Source organism: Streptomyces sp. NPDC101490 (assembly GCF_044767145.1).
GTDB lineage: Bacteria > Actinomycetota > Actinomycetes > Streptomycetales > Streptomycetaceae > Streptomyces.
In genome coordinates, this window is the sequence record NZ_JBIWNI010000016.1 from 79,849 (window position 1) to 102,035 (window position 22,187).

15 protein-coding genes are annotated in these 22,187 nt (G+C 74.7%); 9 read left to right on the top strand and 6 right to left on the bottom strand.

The features are described 5' to 3' along the window. The first annotated feature begins 97 nt into the window (after positions 1–97). Genes ACIRQY_RS25205 through ACIRQY_RS25215 form a run of 3 tightly spaced genes read left to right on the top strand, consistent with a single transcriptional unit; the run spans position 98 to position 2,843 of the window. Complete coding sequence (locus ACIRQY_RS25205; protein WP_403929504.1) at positions 98–811, top strand: response regulator; 714 nt, start codon at positions 98–100, stop codon at positions 809–811. After that, positions 808–2,280: a sensor histidine kinase gene (locus tag ACIRQY_RS25210; RefSeq protein WP_403929507.1), complete on the top strand. Its 1,473-nt coding sequence runs from the start codon at positions 808–810 to the stop codon at positions 2,278–2,280. The genes ACIRQY_RS25205 and ACIRQY_RS25210 overlap by 4 nt, the downstream gene beginning before the upstream one ends. After that, positions 2,277–2,843, top strand: coding sequence for a hypothetical protein (locus ACIRQY_RS25215; protein WP_403929510.1), 567 nt, complete (start codon positions 2,277–2,279; stop codon positions 2,841–2,843). Before ACIRQY_RS25210 ends, ACIRQY_RS25215 begins: the two co-directional genes overlap by 4 nt. 162 nt (positions 2,844–3,005) lie before the next feature. Here ACIRQY_RS25215 and ACIRQY_RS25220 read toward each other — a convergent pair whose 3' ends face one another. Further along, entirely contained in the window at positions 3,006–3,488 is a 483-nt protein-coding gene (locus ACIRQY_RS25220; RefSeq protein ID WP_351789990.1) for a DUF456 domain-containing protein, read from the bottom strand. Between the two features lie 270 nt (positions 3,489–3,758). After that, positions 3,759–4,742 (bottom strand): helix-turn-helix domain-containing protein, encoded by a 984-nt coding sequence (locus tag ACIRQY_RS25225; protein ID WP_403929514.1) that lies wholly within the window; start codon positions 4,740–4,742, stop codon positions 3,759–3,761. Positions 4,743–4,975: 233 nt separating this feature from the next. Between ACIRQY_RS25225 and ACIRQY_RS25230 the strand changes: the two genes are divergently transcribed. From ACIRQY_RS25230 to ACIRQY_RS25245, 4 genes are all read left to right on the top strand, one after another. Further along, positions 4,976–8,737: a S8 family peptidase gene (locus ACIRQY_RS25230; RefSeq protein WP_403929517.1), complete on the top strand. Its 3,762-nt coding sequence runs from the start codon at positions 4,976–4,978 to the stop codon at positions 8,735–8,737. 123 nt (positions 8,738–8,860) lie between these two features. Beyond that, positions 8,861–10,615, top strand: coding sequence for a protein phosphatase 2C domain-containing protein (locus ACIRQY_RS25235; RefSeq protein ID WP_403929519.1), 1,755 nt, complete (start codon positions 8,861–8,863; stop codon positions 10,613–10,615). Positions 10,616–10,642: 27 nt separating this feature from the next. Beyond that, on the top strand, positions 10,643–12,385 hold the full coding sequence (locus tag ACIRQY_RS25240) for a pyruvate dehydrogenase (protein WP_403929522.1): 1,743 nt from the start codon (positions 10,643–10,645) through the stop codon (positions 12,383–12,385). A 70-nt stretch (positions 12,386–12,455) separates the two neighbouring features. After that, a complete protein-coding gene (locus tag ACIRQY_RS25245) occupies positions 12,456–12,860 on the top strand; it encodes an ATP-binding protein (RefSeq protein ID WP_351790189.1) in 405 nt (134 codons plus the stop codon). Positions 12,861–12,899: 39 nt separating this feature from the next. Here the strand turns inward: ACIRQY_RS25245 and ACIRQY_RS25250 are convergent, their stop codons facing one another. Together ACIRQY_RS25250 and ACIRQY_RS25255 are read right to left on the bottom strand one after the other, a co-directional pair. After that, entirely contained in the window at positions 12,900–14,006 is a 1,107-nt protein-coding gene (locus ACIRQY_RS25250; protein WP_351789975.1) for a DUF2637 domain-containing protein, read from the bottom strand. Positions 14,007–14,211: 205 nt separating this feature from the next. Further along, positions 14,212–15,078, bottom strand: a complete 867-nt coding sequence (locus ACIRQY_RS25255; protein ID WP_351789972.1) for a (2Fe-2S)-binding protein — start codon at positions 15,076–15,078, stop codon at positions 14,212–14,214. 882 nt (positions 15,079–15,960) lie between these two features. Between ACIRQY_RS25255 and ACIRQY_RS25260 the strand changes: the two genes are divergently transcribed. Beyond that, positions 15,961–16,632 carry a GntR family transcriptional regulator gene (locus ACIRQY_RS25260; RefSeq protein ID WP_403929669.1) on the top strand — a complete coding sequence of 224 codons (672 nt, stop codon included), beginning with the start codon at positions 15,961–15,963 and terminating at the stop codon, positions 16,630–16,632. Between the two features lie 66 nt (positions 16,633–16,698). Next, the gene (locus ACIRQY_RS25265) at positions 16,699–18,444 is read left to right on the top strand and encodes a hypothetical protein (RefSeq protein ID WP_403929526.1); all 1,746 of its coding nucleotides are present in this window, start codon (positions 16,699–16,701) and stop codon (positions 18,442–18,444) included. A gap of 33 nt (positions 18,445–18,477) precedes the next feature. On the opposite strand, the gene ACIRQY_RS25270 is transcribed toward ACIRQY_RS25265, so the two are convergent. Together ACIRQY_RS25270 and ACIRQY_RS25275 are read right to left on the bottom strand one after the other, a co-directional pair. Beyond that, positions 18,478–19,269: a hypothetical protein gene (locus tag ACIRQY_RS25270; RefSeq protein ID WP_351789967.1), complete on the bottom strand. Its 792-nt coding sequence runs from the start codon at positions 19,267–19,269 to the stop codon at positions 18,478–18,480. Between the two features lie 1,029 nt (positions 19,270–20,298). After that, positions 20,299–21,996, bottom strand: coding sequence for a PucR family transcriptional regulator ligand-binding domain-containing protein (locus tag ACIRQY_RS25275; RefSeq protein WP_351789965.1), 1,698 nt, complete (start codon positions 21,994–21,996; stop codon positions 20,299–20,301). Positions 21,997–22,187: the final 191 nt, after the last annotated feature.

Consider the following 22,187-nt stretch of genomic DNA (forward strand, 5'->3'; position numbering starts at 1 on the left):
CTCGAAGCACTCGAAGCACTCGAAGAACGTCGAAGCACGCCGAAGAACCCCGTAGAGCGCCGCACCCCTCCGGAAAGAAGGAGCAGAGCACACCGTCATGGCACGAGTCCTGCTGATCGAAGACGACCTCGCCGTACAGAAGGGCGTCACGCTCGCGCTCAGACGCCGGGGGCACGAGGTGGAGGTCGCGGCCAGTGGTGAGACGGGTCTGCTCGTGCTGGAACGGCACCGGCCGGACCTGGTGCTGCTCGATCTGATGCTGCCCGGGATGAGCGGTCTGGAGGTGTGCCGCCGCATCCGGGAGAGCAAGCAGGTGCCGATCATCATCCTGTCCGCCCGGGGCGACGACATCGACATGGTCGTGGGACTGGAGGCGGGCGCCGACGACTACATCGTCAAACCGGCCGTCGGGGAGGTCCTGGAGGCGCGGATCAAGGCGGTCCTGCGCCGGGTCGTCCCCGCCCAGGACGACGAGGCCGAGCGGACCGCGAGCGGCGGCGGCGTCGGGCCGGAACGGCACGGCGACCTCACCATCGACCGGGTGGCCCTCATCGTCGGCAGGGACGGCGCCGAACTGCCCCTCGCTCCCTCCGAGCTGAAGCTGCTGCTGTTCCTCTCCGCCGCCCCCGGGCAGGTCTACTCCCGCCAGCAGCTCCTGGAGCAGGTCTGGGAGCACTCCTTCTACGGTGACGTCCGCCTGGTCGACGCTTGTGTGACCCGGCTGCGGGCGAAGGTCGAGGACGATCCGCGCGCACCGGTGTACGTACGGACCGTGCGCGGGTTCGGCTACCGCTTCGGGCCCGTGGCATGAGCCTCCGGCTCCGCGTCCCGCGCGGCCTGCGCGTGCGGCTGGTGGTGGCCTTCCTCCTCGCCGCCGCCTTCGGCTCCCTGATCACCGCCGCCCTCATCTTCCAGCAGGCCCGTACCGGCATCCTCGACCGGACCAGGGACGCCGCCGTCGCCGACCTGCGCGCCCAGCTCGACTCCCTCGCGCCCGGACTGCCGTTCCCGCCGAGCACGGGCGACCTGCGCGATCTGGCCCTCCAGCTCGACCGCGTCGGCGGTGCCCGGGCCTGGCACTCCGCCGTCGCCTACCAGGGCGGTCCGCCGGTCTCCGCCGGGCCGACGCCGCCGCCCGTCCCGGAGGCGCTGCGCGCGGTGGTGCGCGACGGTGCCGGGGCCGCGACCCAGCGCGTCGAGGACCGGGGGCGGCCCCTGCTGGTGCTCGCGATGCCGGTCACGTACGGCTCCACCGGTTCCACCGAGCCCACCAGTACCCCGTCCGGCCTGACCGTCTACGCGTCCTTCGCGCTCGACGAGGACCGGGCGGACATCGCGGCCCTGCTCGCCGCCGCCAGGACGGCGGCCGTCCCGGCCCTCGCCCTCGCCCTCGTGCCCGCGCTGTTCGCCGCCCGTCGCGTACTGCGTCCCGTACGCAGGCTCCACGACGGCGCCGAGCGGATCGCGGCGGGTGAACTCGGCACCCGGCTCGACGCGAAGGGCGGCGACGAACTCGCCGACCTCACCCGCACGTTCAACACCATGGCCGCCACGCTCCAGAGCGACGACGCCGAGCTGCGGCGGATGGAGGCGGGCGCCCGCCGCTTCGCCGCCGACGTCGCCCATGAACTCCGCACCCCGCTCGCGGCGATGACCGCCGTCACCGAGGTCCTCGACGAGGACGCGGCCTCCGGGATCCTGCCGCCCGAGACCGCCGACGCCGCCCGCCTGGTCAGCGACGGGACCCGCACCCTCGCCCGGATGGTCGAGGACCTGATGGAGGTGTCCCGCTTCGACGCCAGGACCGCCCCGCTGCGCGCCGAGGACATCGACCTGCGGACCCTCGTCACGAAGACCCTCCACCTGCGGGGCTGGGACACCGACGACCGGGTCACCGTCGATCTGGCCGGGCCCGTTCCCGTGCACGCCGACCCCCGCCGCGTCGACGTCGTCCTCGCCAACCTCATCGGCAACGCCCTCCACCACGGGAGTCCGCCCGTGACCGTCCGCGCCCGCACGGAGGACGGGTCCGCCGTCCTCACCGTGACCGATCAGGGCCCCGGCATCCCCGGCCACGCCCTGCCCCACGTCTTCGACCGCTTCTACAAGGCGGACACGGCCCGCACCCGCTCCGAGGGGAGCGGTCTCGGCCTCGCCCTCGCCCTGGAGAACGCGCTCCTGCACGGCGGCACCCTGACCGCCGCCAACACCCCCCGAGGGGGAGCCGTCTTCACCCTGGTCCTCCCCTCGGCCGCACCCACCCCGCCGGAATCCCGATGACCGCCCGCCGCTCCGTCCGCTCCGTCCGTCCCGCCCTCGCCGCCGTGCTGGTCCTGCTGGCCGCCACCGGCTGCGGCATCGCGTCCACCGGGCCGGTCCCCGCCGGATCACCCGCCTCCGGTGTCCAGCGGCCCGGCACCGAGGCCCGTACCGCGCAGATCTACTTCGCCGGCCCCTACGGGCTGCGCGCGGTGGCCCGCCCCACCGACCGTCCGCTCACCCCGCAGCAGGCCCTCGACCTCCTCCTCGAAGGACCCACCCCCGCCGAACGGGAACGCGGTCTGATCACCCAGGTGCCCCCGATGGCCGGACGGCTCACCGCCACCGCCGCGCGGGACGCCGTCGACATCTACGTGCCCGGCGCGGTCAGCAGCGGCGAACTCGACGTCACGGCCGTCTCCCAGCTCGCCTGCACCGCCGCCCACGCCCATGTCCCCGGCGAGGCCCCGCCCCCTCAGGTGGACATCCGCATCCACGAGAACCTGACCCCTTCCCGGACCCCCTGGGTCGTCCGCTGCGGGGCGAACGGCACGGTGACCCCGGTGGCCGCTCCTCAGTCATGACCCGGCGACCCGGCGACCCGGCGACCCGGCGACCCGGCGACCCGGCGACCCGGCGACCCGGCGACGGAGCCGCGCCCCGGAACTCCGCGCCGACCCGGCCGCCGAGGCCCGCCCCTCACCCCCGGAGGAGCCTCCTCAGCGCCCTCACGCCCGAAGCCCCCGTCACTCCGCCACCACCGCCCCCACCCACGCGCCCACGATCAGCAGGCACGCGAACAGTTCCACCAGCACGCTCGTGCCCGCCGCCCGCATCACCGCGCGGGTCGAGGCCCGCGCCTGGCCGTGCCCGCCGAGCCGGAGCCGTTCCGAGAGGTAGATCCCGCCGACGAAGCCGGGCACCGCCCCGACCACCGGGACCAGCACGAAGCCCAGGACCGCGCCCGCTCCGGCGTACACCGCCGTCCGGCGTGTGATGCCGGTACCTCTGAAGCGGCGCGGCGGCAGCTGCCATACGACCACCTGGGTGAGGAGCAGCAGGCCCGTCGTGGACGCCAGCAGGATCCAGGCGAGGTCGGTCCGCTCGTGCAGGGACCACCACAGCATCGCGGCCCAGACGAGCCACGTCCCCGGCACGCCGGGGACCAGCACCCCGAACAGTCCGAGCAGCATCACCGTCGCGATCAGCAGGAACTGCGCCACACCCATGTGTCCAGGGTGCAGGAGGCCCGGTGTTCCCGCAGGTCAAGGCCGTCGGTCGGGGTACGGGACCGGTCGGCGCGTGGCGCGGGCCCGCGCCTCTCCGGTCAGTGCCGGGTACACCCCGGGGCAGCGCCGGGCCGCACCCCGGGTCAGCACCCGGCAACCTCCCGACTACCTCCCTGCTACCTCCACGGCCAGTACCCGTCCGCACGCCCGGCCCCACCCTCGGTCAACCCGGGCCCCACCCCGGTCGACCACCGGTCCCACCCACCCGGGTCAGTGCCGGGCCACCCAGCCCTTCTCGTACGCGTGCCAGCCCAGCTGGAGCCGGGTCGTCACCCCGGTCAGTTCCATCAGGCCCTTGACCCGCCGCTGTACGGTCCGCAGTCCGAGGTCCAGCTGTTTGGCCACGCTCGCGTCCGTCATCCCGGCGAGCAGCAGCGACAGGATCTCCAGGTCCACGACATCCGGACCGGGGGCCTCCTCCTCGGTGATCTGCGCGCCCGCCCCGAGCCGCAGCGGCAGCGCGTCCCGCCACACCGACTCGAACAGTCCCCGCAGGGACTCCAGGAGTCCGCTGGCGTGCACGACGATCGCGGCGGGTTCCGCGCCGCGCCCGGTCAGCGGCACCATCGCCAGGCTCGCGTCCGCGACCACCAGTTTCGTCGGGACCCGGTCGGTGACCCGGATCCGCTCCTCCCGGCCGAGCGCCGCCGACAGTTCGAGGAGACCCGAGGGCAGGGCCAGCACCTCGCGTTCGATGACCACCCGGTAGCGCACCCCGCGACCTGCCGCCTGTTCCTCGGCGTCGTTCTCCAGTCCGGTGACGGCGATCGGCTTGCCCGTCACCAGGGCGCAGACCTCCTCCTGCGCGCCCAGCTGGAGCTGGAGGAAACGGTGGGTGACGGCGCTCGCGCCGGTCACCACCTCCACCAGGTCGTGCACGGCGGCCTCCGCAGCCTCCGCCCGGTACTCCTCGGCGAGCAGCTTCGCCGCCAGTTCGGCCCGCTCCAGCTCGTGCCGCTGCTGGGTCAGCAGCGCGCCGAGCGCGACCCCGGGCGGCGCCGCCACCCACCGCCCGGTGCGGGCCGACGACTGGGCGGCGAGCCCCTGGGCCTCCAGACGGCGCAGGGCCCGCTCGGTGTCCGGCTCGGGCAGGGCGAGCCGGTGCGCGAGATCGGTCACCTCGGCCGCGCCCAGCGCCACCAGGGCCCGGTAGGCGGACTCCTGGCGCTCGTCGAGTCCTATCGCTCCCAGCATGGATGCCCCGTCCCTCGCCGTACCCCCCGGCGGAGCCCCGGATCTTCCCGGGACATTCACCGGAGGCATTCGTTCCGTTGGTGACCTGGCGGGAAACGGCCACGGCGTATTCCCGCCTCGTCCATCATCCCTGTACCGCCCTCACCTCTGCCAATGTGGCGCCACCGCAGCACCAACAGCCTCCGGAGCTGGGCGACTTGCGCCTTTTCTCCGGAATCAGATGGGGGAGAGCGATGCGTCCGATCTCGCGTACGGTCCTGGGGGCGGCGACCGCCGCGGCCCTGGCCGTCACCGCGGTCGCGCCGTCCATGGCGAACGAGCCTGGGGACGGCACGGCGGAGAAGCGACCACTGACCGGCGGCGAGGCCGCGGCCCGCGCGGGGGACCGCGCCGCCACGGTGACCCTGGTCACCGGCGACCGCTTCCTGGTCACCCACGGCACCGACGGCGCCCCGGCCGCCACGGCCCTGCCCCGCGAGGACGGCACCGTCCCCCTCGTCCAGACCCGCCGCTCCGGCGAGGACCTGTACGTCTACCCCGAGACCGCCACCGCCGCGCTCGCCGCCGGACGCGTCGACGAGGAACTCTTCAACGTCACCGGACTCGTCCGCCAGGGTTACGACGACGCCGCCACCGCCACCCTGCCCCTGATCGCGGTCTACGGCTCCGGCCTCGGCCGCTCCGTCCCCGCCGCCCCGCCCGGCGCCCGGCGCGGCCAGGTCCTCAGGACCGTCGACGCCGTCGCGATGAAGGCGGAGAAGAAACGGGCCGCCACCTTCTGGGCCGAGGTCGAGGCCCCCCGGGCCCGCACCGCCGCCGGGATCACGAAGCTCTGGCTCGACCGCAAGGTCCAGGCCACCCTGGAGCGCTCCACCCGGCAGGTCCACGCCCCCGAGGCCTGGGCCGCGGGCTACGACGGCACCGGCACCAAGGTCGCCGTCCTCGACACCGGCGCCGACACCGAACACCCCGACCTCAAGGGCCGCGTCACCGCCTCCGAGAACTTCACCGACTCGGACACCACCGGCGACCAGCAGGGCCACGGCACCCACACCCTCTCCACCGTCGGCGGCTCCGGCGCCGCGAGCGAGGGCCGGAAGAAGGGCGTCGCGCCCGGCGCCGCCCTCCTCAACGGCAAGGTCCTCAACGACTCCGGATCCGGCGCCGCCTCCTGGATCATCGCGGGCATGGAATGGGCCGTCGTCCAGGGCGCCGACGTCGTCTCGATGAGCCTCGGCAGCCCCGAACCCACCGACTGCACCGACCCGATGAGCCTCGCTGCCGAAGAACTCGCCCGTACCGAAGGCACGTTGTTCGTCGTCGCGGCGGGCAACTCGGGCCCCGCCCTCACCACGGTCTCCTCGCCCGGCTGCGCCCCCGGCGTGCTCACCGTCGGCGCCACCGACCGCGACGACTCCACCGCGTACTTCTCCAGCCGTGGCCCGACGATCGTGAACCACACCCTCAAGCCCGAGATCGCGGCCCCCGGCGTCGGCATCTCCGCCGCCGCCGCGGGCGGCCGGGGCGTGTACGCCTACCGGTCCATGTCCGGTACGTCGATGGCCACCCCGCACGTCGCGGGCGCCGCCGCGATCGTCAAGCAGCGCCACCCCGACTGGACCGCTCAGCAGATCAAGGCCGCGCTCGTCGCCTCCGCCGACAGCTCCGTCCCCGGCGACGTCCGCGAGGTCGGCGGCGGCCGCCTCGACGTCAGGGCGGCGATCGGCCAGACCGTGCTCGGCGCCCCCGCCGTCCAGGCCGGCACCTTCGCCTGGCCGCAGGACCGCAGCGACCGCACCACCGTCGCCGTCCCCTACACCAACACCTCGGGCACCCCGGTCACCCTGAACCTGGCCGTCGCCGCCGTCACCGGCAACGACAGCTCTCGCGTGCGTAGTTCGGTCGCCCGGCTCGGCAAGCGGACCGTCACCGTCCCCGCCGGAGCCACCGTCCGGGTCCCCCTGGAGATCGACCCGACCGCCCGCCTCGACCGCGCCCAGTACGGCGACGTCACCGGCCGTGTCCTGGCCACCGGACCCCGGGGCGTCCACGTCTCCACCCCCTTCTCGCTCCACGTCGAGCCGGAGACCGTCACCCTCCGCGTCAAGCTGATCGACCGGCGGGGCGAGCCCGCCACCGGGGCCTCCTCGCTCGACGTCATCGGCACCGACACCGCGAGCGGCGAGCGCCGCTTCAACGAAGGCGCCACCGACCAGGTGTACCGCCTGCGCCCCGGCGCCTACTTCCTCTCCTCCTTCGTCACCACCGCCGACCCGGGCGGCACCGCCACGCTCACCGACTCGATCAGCTACCTCGGCCGCCCGCAGCTGGAACTGAAGAAGGACACCACGGTCGTCCTCGACGCCCGCAAGGCCCACAAACTGTCCGTGCGCACCGACCGGCCCTCCGAACTCCGGGGCGCCACCCTCGCGTTCGCCCGGTCCTGGGACGGCGCCTGGCTGCACGCCGGAACCGCGGCGGGCCCCCGAACAGTCCGCTCCTACTACGCCTCCGTCGAAGGGGCCGCCACCGACGGCGACTTCGAGTTCGGCAGCTACTGGCGCACCGCCGCCCCACAGGTCACCTCGCTGCGCACCGCCGACGGCCTGACCCTCCACCCGCTCACCGGGTCCACCGGCTCCGACAACCTCGACGGCACCGGCTCCGCCCGGCTCGTCGGCGCCGGAACCGGCACCCCCGGGGAGCTGGCCGCCGCCGGGGTCAGGGGCCGCGTCGCCCTCGTCCGGCTGCCCGACGGCTCCACCGACGCCGCCGCCGTCGCCCGCGCGGCCCGGGAAGCCGGTGCCGTCGCCGTCCTCGTCCACCGCGCCACACCCGAACGCTGGTACCCGGGCGGCTCGTTCACCACCCTCGGCCTGCCCGTCCTCTCCGTCCCGTCCGGCGAGGCGACCGCACTCCTGCGCGGGCTCGCGGCCGGCCCGGTCACCCTCACCTGGCAGGCCACCGCGAAGAGCCCGTACGCGTACAACCTGGCCTTCCCCGAGGACGGCGCCGTCCGCTCCGAGAAGACCTACCGGGTCAGGGACGACCGCCTCGGCCGTACGGACTCCCGCTACGGCTCCGCCGGGACCGCCGCCGACTTCATGTACTTCCCCGCCGCCCACCGGCCCGACGGCACCACCGTCTCCTTCGGCTCCCTGGAAACGGTCGCCGCCCCCGGCACCCGTACCGACTACTACTCGACCGGCGACACCGCCTGGTCCGAGATGATCGGCAGCAGCTTCCCCTTCGGCGAGCTGATGAGCGGCACCCGGCACGTCTACCGGCCCGGCGAACGGCGCACCGAACGCTGGTACGACGGCGTCCTCGCCCCGACCGCCCCGCGCGACACCAAGGGCGAGGAACTCCTCGTCGCCGAACGGCAGGGCAATCTGATCGGCTTCTCCGCCGCCCTCTGGGGCGACGGCACCCACCACGCCGAACCCGGCTCCTTCGGCGACATCGGCAACCTGCGGCTCAGCCGCGACGGGAAGGTCATCGGCGGGACCGGCTGGCCCTCCGGCGCCTTCGAAGTCCCCGCCGAAGCGGGCACGTACACGCTCGAACTGAACAGCATGAAGCTCGGCAGCAAGGTGTGGAACCGCTCCACATCCGTCAACTCGGCGTGGAAATTCACCTCCAAGCTTGACGAGAGCGTCTACTCTCAGGGCATACCGATTCTCTTCCCCCGGTACGACCTTCCGGAGGACGGTCTCAAGACCCTCGCCGCGACCGACGGCCAGCACATCGGCCTCACCGTGACGGGTCACGCGGGCTACACCCCCGCGGCGCTCACCTCGGCCACGCTCGCGTACTCCTACGACGGAGGCGGGACCTGGACCGAAGCGCGGGTCTCCCGGCAGGGCGGGCACTGGACCGCGACCGTGAACCACGCGGGCGCGTCCGGAAAGCCGGTCACCCTGAGGACCGAACTGACGGACGCCCACGGCAACTCCGTCACCCAGACCGTGGTCCGCGCCTACGACGTGCGCTGATCACGCCGGTCCGCCGGGCGTCCTTCCCGTGGGGGGTGGGGTCGCCCGGCGGATCACCCATTCGCGGCAACGGTTTTTCCGGTGTCCCGTTCCCGGGCGCCGCGAGCGGTGGACAATAAGGGCATGACTCAGCAGGGGGACAGTTGGTGGGACGCGCTCTACGACGAGTCGGCGCCGGTCACGGCCCCGACGGTCCCGGGTGACACGCTCGACGACCACTTCGCCACGGCACCCCGCGCCGCCCCGACCACCCCACCGGCCCCGGCGGCCCCACCCATGGCGGTTCCGGGCCAGGCCCCGGACCGGAGCACGGCTCCCGACCGGAGCACGGCCCCGGAGACGGCTCGGAATCCGGCCTCCGGCCGGAGCACGGGTCCGGACCGGAACACAGTCGCGGACACCGTCCGGGAGACGGCCCCCGCCCCAGGCACGACGCCGAGTACGACCCCGAGCACGACCCCGGTCACGGCCCATGGCCCAGCTTCCGGCCCGGCGGCCGTCCGGGGTACGGCCCCGGACCCCGGGGCGGCACCCGGCGCCGTACCGCACCGCACGCCGCCGGAAGCCGTCGCGCCCCCCGCACGGAGGGACCCGCGCGCCGAGCCCCCCGCGCCACCGTCCCTCCGTGAGGTGCCCGCGCCACCCGCCCCGCCGCCGCCTCCGCCGCTCCCCGTCGCGCCCGCGCCCTGGGAGGCGCCCGGGAGCGGGCCCAGGACGTTCCCCGGGCCTCCGCCGCCCCCGCCCGTCGAGGCGCCCACCGTCCAGATCCACCTCCCGGCCCCCGACGAAGAACTGCCCGGCGCCGACCCCGACCTCACCGTCCAGGTGGCGGTGCCCCGGCCCCGTACCGGATTCGTCGGCGGCAGACCTCCCACCTACGAGGCCGAGCCGACCGCGCTGCCCGTCGCGCGCCCCGGGGAACTGGGCGAACTCGTCGCCGACACCGTCCTCGACGGCGCCCGCTACGGCACCAGCACCCTGCGGGCGGCCTCCGTGCGCGGGGACTCCGCGCGCTACCGGGGCGAACCCCGCCGCGACGCCCTGCTCACCGCCCGTTTCGGCCACGACGAGACCGCCCTCGTGCTCGTCGCGGTCGCCGCCGGTTCCCGCGCCGCCGAGGACGCCCACCTCGCGGCGGCGGACGCCTGCCGGTGGATCGCCGAAGCCGTCTGCCGCAGCCACGCCCGGCTCTCCGAGGACATCAGGTCGGGCCGCCGCGGTGACCTCAAGTCGGGACTGCACCGGCTCACCGACCGGACCTACGGCAGGCTCAGGAGCCGGGCGGCCGAGCGCGGGCTCGCCCCCGACGAGTACACCGCGACCCTCCGCTGTCTGCTCGTCCCCGCCGACCCCACCTGCCGCACCCGGATCTTCTTCGGCATCGGCGGCGGCGGTCTGTTCCGGCTCAGGGACGGCGTCTGGCAGGACATCGAACCGCTCCTGCCGGACCCGGCGGCCGTCACCGGCGCCCCCGTAGTCGGCTTCGGCTCGCCCCCGCCGCGTCCCGCGGAGACCCGTCCGGAATCCCCCGCGGAGACCCCCACGGGGGCCGTCCCCGAGACCGGCGAGGAGGGCGACCGGTTCACCATGGACCTCGGCATCACCACCGCCCCCGGGCCGCTCGTCGAGGAACCCGTACCGCCGCCCGCCGAGCCGTTCCGCTTCCGCGCCTCCGTCGCCCGGCCCGGTGACACCCTGCTCCTGGCCTCGTCCGGCCTCGCCGAGCCGATCCGGGGCGAACCCGCCCTGGCCAGGGAGCTCGCGGACCGCTGGGCCGCCCCCGAGCCGCCGGGACTGGCCGCCTTCCTCGCCGACACCCAGCTGAGGGTGACCGGTTACGCCGACGACCGTACGGGGGTGGGCGTCTGGGAGGCGTGACGGGCCGGGCCGTGTGTTGATGGAGTCATGGCCAGACAGAACGTGGCGGAACAGTTCGTCGACATCCTCGTGCGCGCGGGCGTGCGCCGCCTGTACGGCGTGGTCGGTGACAGCCTCAACCCGGTCGTCGACGCGATCCGCCGGACCCGGGACATCGACTGGATCCAGGTGCGCCACGAGGAGGTCGCCGCCTTCGCCGCGGGCGCCGAGGCCCAGATCACCGGCGGCCTCGCCGCCTGCGCGGGCTCCTGCGGCCCCGGGAACCTGCACCTCATCAACGGGCTGTACGACGCCCACCGCTCCATGGCCCCGGTCCTTGCCCTCGCCTCGCAGATCCCGTCCAGCGAGATCGGCCTCGGATACTTCCAGGAGACCCACCCCGACCAGCTGTTCCGCGAGTGCAGCCACTACAGCGAACTCATCTCCAACCCCGAACAGATGCCCCGGCTGCTGCACACCGCGATCCAGCACGCCGTCGGGCAGGGCGGCGTCAGCGTGGTGTCGCTCCCCGGCGACATCGCCTCCCGGCCCGCCCCGGAACGGACGCAGGGGACCGCGCTCGTCACCTCCCGGCCCACCGTGCGCCCCGGGGACGCCGAGATCGACGCCCTGGTCCGGATGATCGACGAGGCCGAACGGGTGACGCTCTTCTGCGGCAGCGGCACGGCCGGGGCGCACGCCGAGGTCATGCGGTTCGCCGAACGGATCAAGTCCCCGGTCGGCCACGCCCTGCGCGGCAAGGAATGGATCCAGTACGACAATCCGTACGACGTGGGGATGAGCGGTCTCCTCGGGTACGGCGCCGCCTACGAGGCCACCCATGAGTGCGATCTGCTGATCCTGCTCGGCACCGACTTCCCGTACAACGCCTTCCTGCCCGACGACGTGAAGATCGTGCAGGTGGACGTGCGGCCCGAGCGCCTCGGCCGCCGCTCCCGGCTCGACCTCGCCGTCTGGGGGGACGTCCGCGAGACCCTCCGCTGTACGACCCCCCGCGTCCGGGCCAAGAACGACCGGCGTTTCCTCGACAAGATGCTCAAGAAGCACGCCGACGCGCTCGAAGGGGTCGTCAGGGCGTACACCCGCAAGGTCGAGAAGCACGTCCCGATCCACCCCGAGTACGTGGCCTCGGTGATCGACGAACTCGCCGACGAAGACGCCGTGTTCACCGTGGACACCGGGATGTGCAACGTCTGGGCGGCCCGCTACCTCAGCCCCAACGGGCGCCGCAGGATCATCGGTTCGTTCAGCCACGGCTCGATGGCCAACGCGATGCCGCAGGCCATCGGCGCGCAGTTCACCGACCGGAACCGGCAGGTCGTGTCGCTCTCCGGTGACGGCGGGTTCTCCATGCTGATGGGCGACTTCCTCACCCTCGTGCAGTACGACCTGCCGGTGAAGGTGATCGTGTTCAACAACTCCTCGCTCGGCATGGTGGAGCTGGAGATGCTGGTGGCCGGACTCCCCTCGTACGGGACGACCAACAGGAATCCGGACTTCGCCGCCGTCGCACGGGCCGCCGGGGCCCACGGCGTCCGCGTCGAGAAGCCGAAACAGCTGGCCGGAGCCCTCAAGGACGCCTTCCGGCACAAGGGTCCGGCCCTGGTCGACGTCGTCACCGATCCCAACGCGCTCTCCATCCCGCCCAAGATCAGCGCGGACATGGTGACGGGATTCGCCCTCTCCGCCAGCAAGATCGTCCTGGACGGGGGAGTGGGCCGGATGCTCCAGATGGCCCGGTCCAACCTGCGCAACGTGCCCCGGCCCTGAGGGAATGCGGACGGTTTGCCGGGGCATTCATCCCCCTGAACCTGTTCGACACGATCTGTGGGTGGGAGTTATGGCCGGGGAGGCACGACAGCCGACTCAACTGCTCAGAAAGGTGGGAGGAACGGATCTCACCGCGGTACCGGAGGTACGGCATGCCCTGCGTGAACTGCTGCGGAGATGGGGTGGTCCGGGCGCCTCCGACGTCGCGGAACTGCTGACCAGCGAACTGGTGACCAACGCCCTGATCCACACCGGGCGGGGTGCCGTCGTGACCGCGACGGTCGTCCCCGAACAGCTCAGGGTCGAGGTGCGCGACTTCGTCCCCGGACTCGCCCCACCGCTCGCACCGCCCGCCGACGACGGTACGCACGGCAGGGGGCTGGTCCTCGTGGACGCCCTGGCCGACTCCTGGGGAGTCGAGGAACGGCCGGTGGGGAAGGTGGTGTGGTTCGAACTGAACGGCGGGGCCGCCTGAAGGGGCGGCCCCGCCGGTCCGGCGCGGACGGTCCGGCGCTCAGCCGAACTGCTGCTCCAGATCCTTGAGCTTGCGCTCCAGGGAATCGAGACGGGGCAGCGCCTGTGTGTCGTCCTCCGCCGTGAGGTCCACCGTCCGGGAGTCACTGCCCCCGACGGCTTGGAGGGAGGGCCGGGGGCGAAGGGGCAGCTGTCCGTCCGCTATGGCCGGTTCCGCGACGGCGGCCTGGACGGCCGTCGCGGAACCGGAGCCGGAACCCGTACCGCTGCCGCCGCCCGAGCCGGGGCCGGGGGCCCCCGCCGGGGCGGTCAGCGCCGCCACCTCGACCTGACGGCCGCCGCCCCTGCCGAGCCCGAAGGCACGGTGCTGGCGGTTGATCGCCTTGAGCCGTGCCCGGTCGAGCTTGACCTGGTCGCGCCGCCGGAGCCGGTTCTGCTCCTTCTCCCGACGGTCCTCGCGCACCTCGTCCACGGCCTCGTCCAGGGTCCGCACCCCTTCGAGGAGCATGAGCGACCAGGCCGCGAAGGTCTCCCTCGGCGCCCGCAGCCACCGCACGATCCGGATCTGCGGCAGCGGGCGGGGCACCAGGCCCTGCTCGCGCAGCGCCGCCCTGCGGGTCTGCTTCAGGGCCCGGTCGAAGAGGACCGCCGCCGACAGGGACATGCCCGCGAAGAACTGCGGTGCCCCGTCGTGACCCAGACCGCGCGGTGCGTGCACCCAGTTGAACCAGGCCGCCGCGCCCGCGAAGAGCCAGACGAGCAGCCGCGAACCGAGGGCCGCGTCGCCGTGACTGGCCTCGCGGACCGCGAGCACCGAGCAGAACATGGCCGCGCCGTCGAGGCCGAACGGGACGAGGTACTCCCAGCCCCCGGAGAGGTTGAGGTTCTGCCGGCCGAAACCGACGAGTCCGTGGAAGGAGAGTGCCGCGGCGACTGCGGCGCAGCAGAAGAGGAGGACGTAGGCGGCGGTGCCGTACACCGCTTCCTTGCGTCTGCGGCGCTCCTCGTTGCGTTCCCAGGAGTCGTCGGCCGAGCTTTGGTCACCGGCGCGCTTCCCGCGCGCGAGGACCGCCACCGCCGTCAGGACCCCGGCCACCATCACGCCGCCCGGAAGCAGCCAGTCCAGCGATATGTCGGTCAGTCTCATGCGGTGTCCCTTGCATCGCAGTGGGGCGTCTTGGCGGCCCATACTGGCCGACCCCGTGCGGCGCTCAGGTGTTTTCCGGGCAAGAGCACGCCATCGGGGCCCCAGGGCATACGAATAGGTGTGATCTGGTCGAACACCCGCTCAAGGGAAGCGAGTTGAGTTCGATTTACGTCACCCTCCCGGGTGGCGTAAGAGCCCGGGAGGCTCAGCCGGTCGCGGCCAGGCGGCGGACCCGCTCGGCGTCACAGGTGCGCGGGCAGGTGAGACAGGTGTCCTCGGGACGCAGGGTGTAGAAGAAGCAGCAGGCGGCCCGGGAGCGGGTGGCGCGCGGCAGCCCGTCGGGCCCCTCGGAGCCGGGCAGTTCGCGGAAGCCCGCCGCGCCCGCGTACGGCTTGTGCGGCTTCGTGGTGCCCGGCATCAGCAGGTCCAGCTCGGCCATCGCCCGCCGCTCCTCCCCGAGGAGGGCGCCGATGTACCAGAGGCCTTCGACGATCTCGTCCGTCGCCATGCCCCACTGGGCCCGGCGGCCCCGCCGCAGCCGGGGGCCGAAACCGTCGAGGACGGCTTCGAAGTGCTCGGCCAGGGAGGCGCGGACCTCGGCCCGCAGCGCGTCCTCGTCGGCGACGACCCGCGCGCCGGGCAGCGCCGCCGCGGGGTCGCCCGGCAGGCAGGCGAACTCCTCGACCCGTACCGCCAGATGGCCGAGGGTGCGCTGGAAGGACACGTTGCGGGCGGGCAGCCGGGGGACCCTGCGGTCCAGGAACCAGGGCACCGTCACGAGCAGGCAGGCGGGCCAGGCGTACCGGTGCAGTCCGAAGCTCGCCACGACGTCGGGGCGGGCGCGGGTGCCGTAGTCGCGCAGCACCTGTGCGTCGTCCCAGGCGAGGAAGGCGTCGAGGGCGGGGCCGCCGGACGCGAGTTCGTCCGCGCCGACCCAGCCCGCTCCGCGCGGCAGCCGTTCACCGGGGGCGGTTTCCGTCGTCCGCAGGCCGGGGAAGACCTCGGCGAGCCGGGCGTAGGCGGCCGCGACGGGCGAGACCGGGAGGGCGGGCAACAGGGCGGGGACGGTCATGGGCGGACCACCGAATCGCGAGCGTTGACAGGTAAGCCTTACCTTACCCGATCCGGGGTCGCGTCTCACTACCGCCTGACCTCTCCCACCAGCGGCGCAGCCCGCGCACCCTTGACGGGGGTCCGTTCGCCTATGGTGCACAGAGGACCCGGGCGACGCGAGCCGGGACCGGCACGAGGCCGCAGGAGGACCCGGGTGGAGCAGGGCGCAGCGCGCGAGCGGGCGACGGAACGACCGACTCCGCCCTTCGGCGACCCCGCGCGCGTACCGGAGCAGGCCCGGGGCGCGGCCGGCCGGCAGGCGGCCGGACCCGCCCCCGGGCGGACGGCGGAACGGGCCCGCGAGGAGACGCGACACCGCACGCCGTCCGGCGGCCCCGGCCCGACGGCCCCGGCGCCCGGGTCTGTTCCCGGTCCCGCTCCCGCCGCCGCCACGGTTCCCGACTCGCTTCCCGCAGTCCCTGTTCCCGAGTTCGGGGCGGCGCCCGCCGTCCCCGCGCCGAGCGCCGCCGACCCGGCCGCCCCGGGCCCCGCGACCGGCACCACCGGCACCACCGGCCCCAGGGCGTGGGACGTCGCATCCACCGATCCTGGCCCCGATCCCGGCCCCGCGCCCGGTGGCACGACGGCTCCGGGCTCCGCCTCCGCCGTTCCGGGCGCGCGCGTTCCCGTCCCCGGTGCTCCTTCCCCCTCCCGGCCCCTTTCCGGGGCCGCGCCCGGCGGCACCACGCCTCCGGGCTCCGGCTCGGCCGTCCCCGGGCCCGCTCCCGCACCGCCCCCGGCCCCCGCTTCCACCGAGGCCGCGCGGGGGGAGCACACCCGCTGCGGGCCCTCGACCGTTCCCGGACCCTCTTCACGCGCGCGCGTGAACGTGAAAAGGGACGTGTTCCCGGACGAGGACACCGTCCAGGACCCGCCCCCCGGCCCCGTGCGGGTCGTGCGGCACTCCGTCCGGGTGCAGATCCTCGACGCGCTGCGGACCGCGCTCGTCGACGGCGAACTCGTGCCCGGCGAGGTGTACTCCGCTCCCGCCCTCGGTGAGCGCTTCGGCGTCTCCGCCACCCCCGTCCGGGAGGCGATGCAGCGCCTCGCCGTCGAGGGCGCCGTCGAGGTGGTGCCGAACCGCGGCTTCCGGGTCACCGAGCGCACCCCCCGCGAACTCGCCGAACTGGCCGAGATCCGGGCCCTCATCGAGGTCCCCGTCATGCTGCGGCTGGCCCGCACGGTCCCCGCCGCCCGCTGGGCCGAGCTGCGACCGCTGGCCGAGGCCACCTCGACGGCCGCCGCCCGGGGCGACCGCGCCCATTACGCCGAGGCCGACCGGGCCTTCCACCGGGCCGTCCTCTCCCTCGCGGGGAACCAGCAGCTGCTCGCCGTCGCCGACGACCTCCACCGACGCTCCCAGTGGCCCCTGATCAGCGCCCCCGCCCTCCGGCACGGGATGCTCGTCGCGGACGCCGCCGAGCACACGGCCCTCCTCGACGCGCTGATCGCCCAGGACCTGACCGTCGTGCGGGCCCTGGTCCGGGAGCACTTCACCGGATCGGAGTGCTGAGCGCGCCGGGCGACTAAGGTCGAGAACGTCAGCCGCCCGCCGCCGCGTCACCCGTGAGGTTGCCCCATGCCGTCCGCGACCCCGTCCCCGGCATGGGACGGACGCCGCTCCGTCATAGGTACGGGGGCCGAGGCCACGGCCCTGCTCGGCTGGCTCACCGACCCCGAGTCGCCCCGGCTCTGCCTCGTCACCGGGGCCCCCGGCACCGGGAAGACGGCCCTGCTCGACTGGCTGGCCCGGTACGGTCCGCGCGCCGGACGGCCGCGCCGCCGCACGGTCCGTGCCCTCGTCCCGCTCGCGGGGCAGAGCGCGCTCGGGGCGACCTGGACGATCGCGGACCGGCTCGGCGTGGTCGCCAGGTCGCCCGGCGACCTCGTGCACGCCCTGGCGACCGGCGAGGCGCGCCGGACCGTCCTCCTCCTGACCGATCTGCACGCCGCCGCCGAGCCGGAGGCGATCACCCGGCTGATCGCCGACCTCGCGGGGGTGGGACGGGTCCGGCTGGTGGTCGAGGCGCGCGACGGGACCACGGCCGCCGCCGTCCTGGGCGCCGGACACCGGGTCGCCGTCGTGGCACTCGACGATGCCGATGCCGACGACCGTCCGGGAGGGCCCGGCCCGGAGCGGACCGAGGAGTCCGGCCCGGAGCGGACCGAGGAGTCCGGCCCGGAGCGGACCGGGACCGGGTCTCCCGGCGGGCCGGTGCCCGACCTCGCCGACCCGGTGGCCGTGTGCCTGGCCGACCCGCTGCTCGTCACCACGGCGTACGTCACCGGGTCCGCGGCCGCCGGTCTGCCGGGCACGCTCGACGGTCCCGAACCGTCCGCGCGACCGGGCGAGGACGCGGCCGAGGACCACGGCGGTCTGCGGGTGGCCTGGATGCGGGCCGGTCAGTCGCTCTGCCGTGAACAGACCCCGTCCGAGCGGGCGTTGGTGCTGCTGTCCGCCCTGGGCGACGGCGCGGACCCCCGACTGCGGCCCGCGCTCGCGGAGTTGGCGGCGGGGGCGCCCTGGCGGCTGCGCTGGGCGCGCCACCGGGGTGACCTCACCCCGCCCTGGCCGGGCCCGGTCGCCGTGCTCGGCGCGGCGGGCGGCCCGCTGGAGGGAACGCTGCTCGTCGGCGACCGCACCGGAGTCGTACGGCTGCTGCACGAGGCCGACGCGAGCCCCGCCGGGCGGCTCGCGCACACCGTGCCGGGCCGGATCACGGCGCTCGCGCCCGCGCCGGACGGCACCGTGCTGCTCCTCGACGACCGGGGGAGGCTGCACACGGTACGGGGGGCGGCGCAGCGCGCCCCCTATCTGGAGCGGCTCACGGAGGCTGTTTCGGCGACCCTGGCCCGTCACCCGGGGACGGCCCTCGCGGCCATCGCGGGCTCGGTGGTGGTGGGGGACAGGCTCGGCTCCGTGCACGCCTTCGGGCTGCGGGGGCTGCATCAGGCGGCCTCGCACAGCGGGCGGGTGACGGCGGTGTCGGCGGTGGACTCCGCGACCCCGTTCGTCTGTTCGGGCGGAGCGGACGGGACGGTACGGCTCTGGACCCCGGGCCGTGATCCGCTGCCCGAGCCCCTCGCGGAGCGGTCCTCGCCGGTGGTCTCGCTCCATGCGGCGGAGACCCCGTACGGTCCGGTGGTCGCCGCCGCCTGGGCCGACGGCGTGGTCGAACTGCACCGTCCCGAGGGCGGTCCCGCGCTCGCCTTCCGTCCGGGTCCGCCGGTCCGCGCGGTCGCCGTCACCGGCGGGGGTTCCCTGCTCGTCGGCACCGACGAGAGCCTGGTGTGCCTGACTCCGAGGAACCGGACCGCTTCCTGAGGGAGTGTCAACGGTCCCTCAGGAAAGGGTGGTTCAGGTCGCCGGGCGAGGGGTCAGCTGACCGGCGAGCCAGGTCGGCACCCCGCCCAGGAGGCGGAAGAGGCGCCGGGCCTCGGCGCGGAGGCGGCCCGCCTCCGGTTCTGTCTCGGTGTCGGCGAGCGCGGTGAGCGCCGGGGCCGTGCCCACCAGGAAGCCCAGTTCCTCCCGGATGCGGAGCGACTCCGCGAAGCCGTGCCGGGCCTCCGCCAACTCCCCTTCCCGCAGCGCGAGTCCGGCGAGATGCCGCCAGGTGGAGGAGAGCAGCAGCGAGTCGCCCTGCGCGGTGGCCCCGGCGTGCGCCCTGCGGTACGCGGCACGGGCCGCCTGCGGGGAGTCGCCGAGGTTCTGCGCGATGAGCCCGCGCCGCAGGTCCAGCAGGGGACGGCCCTCGCCGGAGGGGGCGATCAGGGCGGCGGCCCTGCCGAGCGCCATCCGGGCCTCGTCGGCCCGGTCACGGACCCCGAGGAGCGTGGACGCGTAGGCGAGGTAGCCGCGTTCGCAGGCGGCGGCGCCGCGTTCCTCGTCGGTGCGGGCCACCGCCTCGGCCGCCCTCAGCGCCTCCTCGGCGTCGGCCCAGCCCTTCTCGGTGTAGAGGCAGCGCTCGATCAGCAGCGCGGCCCGTTCGAGTGCGGCGGCCGGTTCCGTCGCGTGCGGCGCGAGCAGTGCCGCCGCGTCCGTCCAGCAGCCCCGGGAACGGAGACGCCATATGGCGGTCTCCACGGGAGTCTCCTTGCCGTAGGCGAGGGACGGATCTTCTTCGCCACCCCTTGATTCGGAACCAGACATGGCGGTGTCCGCCACATTGCCCTCCCCGAGCACGCCATTGAGCTGTTGAGTAGACCCGCATCTCAGCACGAAGGGGAGCACCTGGCCAAGGGGTCAGGTGAAAGAATTCACAAGAGTCCGGTGCGCTGGGGAGCCGCCCCCACGGGGGTGCGCGGGGGCACGTCGGACCGCCTCGGGGCCCGAGATCAGGCCCCGGTGGGGCCTCTCGGCGGTCCGGCCCCGAGCGTCCTCGCGAGCCCGGCCGTCACCCGTCAGAACTCGCCCGAACGGGTGAAGATCGTGCGGATGTTCCCGACCCGTCCGCAGGACGGCGCCACCGGCGCGCACGGCCGCCGGGCACGTCCGCCGGACGGGACCCGACCCGGCACGCACCTCGGCCCGGCCCCGGCCCGCCTGGTCGGAGCATCCGACGAGTGGGCCCCGCAGCCCGGCCCCCGGGCCTGTCCGGCCCCCGGGCCTGTCCGGCCCCCGGGCCTGTCCGGCCCCCGGGCCTGTCCGGCCCCCGGGCGGGATTCCCCAGCCGGGTCCGGGTCCCACCCGCCGGGCGGCAGCCCGTATCCCGCCCACTGGGCGCGCCCCCGCACTCCGGCTGCCGAGCCCTGGCTCCGGGGCCCGGCCCGTCCGCCGGGCACGATCCCCGGCGGGGCTCGGTCGGCTGATCCGCCGGGCGGGAGCCCGTATCCCGACCACCCTGGCTGGCCCTCCGCCGGGTCCGGCTCCCCCGCTCATCTGGTCCTTCGGGCGGAGCCCCGCAGCCGTCCGGTCCCCGCCCTCGGCCCGGTCCGTCCGCCGGACGTCGTTCCCCGGCCCGTCCCGTACTTCGGACGGGAGTCGCGGGGGGTCTTCGTCCCGTCCGTCGGGCTCGGTCCCGCAGCCCGCGCGACGGGCCCGGTTCTCCGGTTCGGCCCGAGCACGCCGGGCCCCGGCCAGGCCCGTACGCCCGACGCGGCTCCCCGGCCCGGGGCTCCCCGTACCGCGGCAGTCTTCGGTCACGCACCCCGCCGGGCGGGCCCCGCGGGCCCCCGCTCCTCAGCTCATGCGCAGGGCGAGGAAGAAGTCGAGCTTGTCCTCCAGCCGGGAGAGATCGCGGCCGGTGAGCTGCTCGATCCGGCCGACCCGGTAGCGGAGCGTGTTCACGTGCAGGTGCAGCCGGGTCGCGCAGCGCGTCCAGGAGCCGTCGCAGTCCAGGAACGCCTCCAGGGTGGGGATCAGCTCCGCCCGGTGCCGCCGGTCGTAGTCGCGCAGCGGGTCGAGCAGCCGGGCCGTGAAGGCCCGCCGGACGTCGTCCGGCACGAACGGCAGCAGCAGCACGTGCGAGGCCAGCTCGTGGTGCCCGGCGGCGCACACCCGGCCGGGCCGGGCGGCGGCGACCCGGCGGGCGTGCCGGGCCTCCTCCAGGGCCCCGCGCAGTCCCTCCGCCGAATGCACGGCGGCGCTGACGCCGAGGGTGAGCCGCCCGTCGTCGGCGAGCCCGGCCGACAGCGGAGCCCGTACGGCCGCCAGGAGGGCGTCGGCGTGCAGGCCGAGCGCGGACGCCGTGCCCTCGTCCTCGCTGTCCGGCAGCGGTCCCGCCGCGAGCGGGACCAGCGCGATGGCCTCGTCGCCGCTGTGCGCGACGGCGATCCGGTCGGTGGACTCGGCGCCCACGGTCGCCGGATCCACCAGGATCTCCTCCAGGAGCGCCTGCGCCACCGGGCCCGCCTCCACGGCGGGGCCGTGACCGGCCTCCTGCTCCCATTCGACCCGGGCCACGACCACCTGCCAGTGCGGGGCCGTGCCGAGGCCGGGCAGCAGCACCGGGGCGGCGACCCGCAGCCGGGCGGCGATCTCGGCGGGCGCCGCGCCCGTCTGCACCAGCTCCAGGACCTCCTGGGCGAGCCGCCTGCGGACCGTACGGGCCGCGTCGCGCCGGTCCCGTTCGACGGCGATCAGCTGGGTCACGCCCTGGAGCAGGTCGAGCCGGGCGGCGGGCCAGTCCCCGGCGTCCGCCTCGACGGCGAGCAGCCAGTCCGACAGGACGGTCTCGCGCACGTCCCGGGAGGCGGGGACGGCGCCCCGGCCGGTGTTGCGGATCGGGAAGAGGGAGTAGGTCGTTCCGCCGGTGGTCAGCCGGTGCGGACCGCGCCGGCCGGTCCGGGTGGCGGCCAGGTGCTCCCCGGCCAGGGAGGCGGCCAGACCGGCCGGCAGGGGCTCGCCCGCGCCCGCGATCTGGCGGCCGGTGGGGGAGAGGACCCAGGCCCGGAGGTCCAGGTCGGAGCCGAGCAGGTCGAGGACGACCTCCGGGCCGCCGCCCGCCGGGCCCGAGGTCATCAGCCTGCGGTGCCGGTCGACGACGGCGGCCAGGTCCCCGGCCCGCTCGCCGGAGACCTGTCGAACAACGTGCTCGGTGATGGTCGCGAAAGCAACGGACTCGTTGACCGCGAACAGCGGCAGCCGATGGCGCGAACACGCCCGTACGAGATCCTCAGGGATGTCGCCGAGCTCGGCCTCGCCCGCCGCCAGCGCCGCGACCCCGGCCGAGGCCAGGATGCGGGCGAAGGGCTCCGCGTCGGACGGCTCCCGCAGCCAGGCGAGCCCGGTGAGGACCAGCTCGCCGCCGGAAAGGTACCGGCTGGGGTCCTTGAGGTCCGTCGTCATCACGCCGCGGACACTGCGGTCCAGCTCGTCCTCGCCGCCGAGCAGGCGCAGCCCGAGCGCGTCGTTCTCCAGCAGTGCGCGCAGCCGCATCGTGTCGCCGCCGTTCCTTGTCAGTGGTGGTGAAGGTGTCGCGTTGTCGACGGTGGCGTGGGGCCACCGTTTCCAGGGGGAAACAGAGAGGTTTCGGTTCCCCGTCTTTCGTTCGAATCTACAAGACGACGACGGGACCCAGCCAACTCCTTCATGTTTTCAGTGACTGCACCCGGGCCATCGTGGCTTGT